Annotated in this window: 1 protein-coding gene; it reads right to left on the reverse strand. The window is 44.5% G+C overall.

The annotated features are described in order from the left end of the window. Positions 1-665 precede the first annotated feature (665 nt). Positions 666-3431 carry a type I restriction endonuclease subunit R gene (locus PG888_RS22545; protein WP_270816039.1) on the reverse strand — a complete coding sequence of 922 codons (2766 nt, stop codon included), beginning with the start codon at positions 3429-3431 and terminating at the stop codon, positions 666-668. Positions 3432-3516: the final 85 nt, after the last annotated feature.

Consider the following 3516-nt stretch of genomic DNA (forward strand, 5'->3'; position numbering starts at 1 on the left):
CGGGGTGACGTGAGCGCGTTAAGGATCAGGGTGTTCACGTTGGCCGGAATGGCTGTTCAACTTCGCCGGAATACGCAACGCTACACTTTTATTATAGTTATTAAATATTTAAATACTTCTCTAGCATTCACACCAAAAATTTGGCGTAGGCATGCTACTTAGAGATTTTTAATCTCTTGGAAGAATTCATAAATATAAATTATGTATCTACATACACTGACTGGTATGTACGAAATGAACGATATTCTTATTCCAAAGCGTTTGCAATAGGGTAAAGAAAAATATCTTGACTTTTTTCTTGAATTATTAGTCAAACATTATAATTGAGCCCTGAAATGGCAAAACTATCTATAAACTCTAATAATTTTGAGGGGTGTGCAAGAGCTCTATCTGAATAGTCAATGCGATACAAAGGCCACTACACAGCGATGTAGTATGAGGAGCTAGTGACAAGAACGATCTTTGAGGCGATTTATTGTAACTGGTGTGGATGCACTACAGTGGTGCAAAACTCAAAAATTATAGCTCGATTCGCGATTGAGTCATAGGTAGGCAATATGTCGGAGCATTCCTCGCTCTGCGAGAAGGTGGCCATTTTTAAACTTAAGGGTGAGAAGGTACGCTAGAGTGGGTCGTACCTTCCCAAGAAAGGTAATTCTAACTCCTTATGCAGATTGACTCATTTCAACCACCGCATTGGCATTCACCTTACGAATCACCCCAAATAACTCGACCACTTTGCCTTCATCAAAAAAGCCGTAGGCGCTTTCGCCGTGGTTGTCGGTAAACGGTGGCTCGAAGATGTGCGCCATGTCTAGCACGCCGTTGTGCACAAGGTAATCAATCACTTGATCAACAAAGTTGATTTGTTCGGCGTTGTAAGCGCCCTCATCAAGAAAGGCGCTAAAAGCCTCTTTGGCTGCGTTCAGGTCAAGGCCCACCAATTCTCGAATAAAGGTGCCTAATGGCTTGTCTTGCAAGATCTGCTCACGGTATGTCGCCACATCACTCATGCCACTGGCATCGAGCAACAACCCTTCTAGCACGTCCAAATCGGCTTGAGTGATGGGTTTGTTTCTTTTCAGTTTTTGAATGGTGAGTTGGTCTTGGTGATCTTGAATATACAACTCAATCTTTTTACGGTATTGGACCAAGTCGACTGCCGGGCTGGTATACACTGTCGTCACATCGTGTACCCCTTGAATCTCATCTTCAAAGTTGGTGTACACCCTCTCTTTTTGCTCTTTGTCTAAGGCGAACATCAAATTACGTAAACGCTGGCGAATGTCTTCAAGTGTAACCAAATGAATGTGCTGCCAAAACTCAACGGTTTGCAGGTCTTGCAACAACAGCAACTGCGCTTGTATCGCCGGAATAACCGACTTCCCTTCCAATTGCTGGGCGATTTCCATCACGCGAATCCGACTTGGCTCAGGCACTATGCCCTTTTCCAGCAAAGCTAACTGCATTGTCAACAGTAAGTTATCAAAGCGGTTGGCCAAGTTATTCACTTGCTCCACAGGGTTGAAGGGCTCAGCCTCTGTAGGCAGAGCTGCAATATGGCTTTCTAGCTCAGTGTGCTTGGTGTCGTCGATGCAGTCCCAGTGCTCGCGAACTAGAAATGGTTCAACAGCTTGGCGTTTCGGACGGACAATAAAGTTATCTAAGTTCATCCCTGTGACTTGATGATGTAGCATGTCTAACTGGTAATGCTTTAATTCCCGTAACCGCTCCGCATCTTCAGGGTGTTGCTTGATATAGCCTTCATCAGCCAAGCGTTTACTGAGCAAGATGCTTAAATTAACCCTTTTTTCAAATACTTGTTGCATCAATGGTTTAGCAATGCCAACAGGTAAACCTTCTGGATTAGCATCGAAGTACTCAAAATTTTGGCAATAATCAAACACCTTAAAGGTTGTCTTATGCTGTCCAGGGCCAAATAAATCATCACACAGACGCGTGCCGCGACCGATCATTTGTGTAAATTTCACTTTAGATCTGATCACTTTAAAAAATACCAAGTTCACCACTTCAGGCACGTCGATACCGGTATCGAGCATGTCTACCGAGATCGCAATACGGCAGGTGGGGTTGTTCGGGTCGAAGTCTTTGCGCTCGTTTTCATCCCCCCCAAATTCATCAATCAGGCTTTGAGCGTAGGTTTCTTTAAAAGTGATCACTCGCGCTAACTTGCCGGCCCATTTGGGGTAGTTTTTGTTAAACATTTTTTCGAGGAATACAGCATGGTCGTTGTTAGCGGCAAAGATTATTGTTTTTCCAATCACATCACCGCCTTCTACATGAATTCCCCCCAGCTCAGTTTTACTCATTAATTGGGCAAACATCTTCTCGGCGGTGTCTTCATTGAATAAGAATTTATTCACCTCAGAAGGTAACACCTCCTCGCGATCGGTCAGCTCGGCCTTGTTTTCCCACTCTTGTTTTTCTTCATCAGACAACTCTTGATACTTGATTCCTTCACGAATGAACTTAGTAGCAACTGATATTTTTGTTGGCGGCACCAAATATTTTTCTGCATAGGCACTGGCGTCTTCATAAGCATAAGTAGGCATGCCTTTTTGCAAATCGAAAATGCTGTAGGTATCTTTTTCTACTTCGTCTTTTGGAGTGGCTGTGAGCCCCAGAAGGTAACCATCAAAATACTCAAAAATCTGCCGATACTTCGAATACACCGAGCGGTGTGCTTCATCTACCACGATTAGATCGAAATGCCCCACCCCAAACGGGCGCTCGTCAGCCCCCCGGTCCAGCAAGTTTTTCATGGTCGGGTAAGTCGAAAAATACAAGCGGCTGTCGATACTGTCTTTGCTTTGTCCTGAGCTCAATAGTGAGCAACTCACCCGAGGCAATAACTTAACAAAATGCTTTTTCGCTTGAGTTAATAGGGCATTGCGGTCAGCCAAAAATAACACGTTTTTCACCCAGTTATTTTTGACCAGCAAATCGACCAAACTTATCACGGTTCGGGTTTTACCTGTACCAGTCGCCATCACTAGCAGTGCTTTTCGCTGATGGTCTAACTCAAAATGCTGTAAAATTTGGGTAATGGCGGCTTTTTGATAATGGCGGTTAGTAATTTTTTCATCAATTTGAGCGGTGAGCTTGTTAGCTTCCCCTGAATCACAGTTAAAAAACGATACCCTGTCGCGGCGCCGACTTATCATTAGCGCCAGTTCATCTTTGGTATAAAAGCCCTGTACAGTACGAGGCGGGTAGAAGGCATCATCCCACAGACGAGTTTCATAACCGTTAGTGTAAAAAATAATGGGCCGCACCCCGCATTGCTTTTCTAAACAATCGGCATAGAGCTTGGCTTGCTGCTGGCCATCTTCTGGACGACGACTGGTGCGTTTAGCTTCCACTACCGCCAGTGCCGTGCCGTCATCTCCCCACAGTACATAATCGACCAAGCCATTGCCCTCAGGGCGAGAGCGTGAACATATTGTTAAATTGACTTCAATTCAGCCAGCCCTGAATCCAATACCTTTTCCAGAT

The sequence above is a fragment of the Aeromonas sp. QDB23 genome (assembly GCF_027707745.1).
Taxonomy (GTDB): domain Bacteria; phylum Pseudomonadota; class Gammaproteobacteria; order Enterobacterales; family Aeromonadaceae; genus Aeromonas; species Aeromonas allosaccharophila.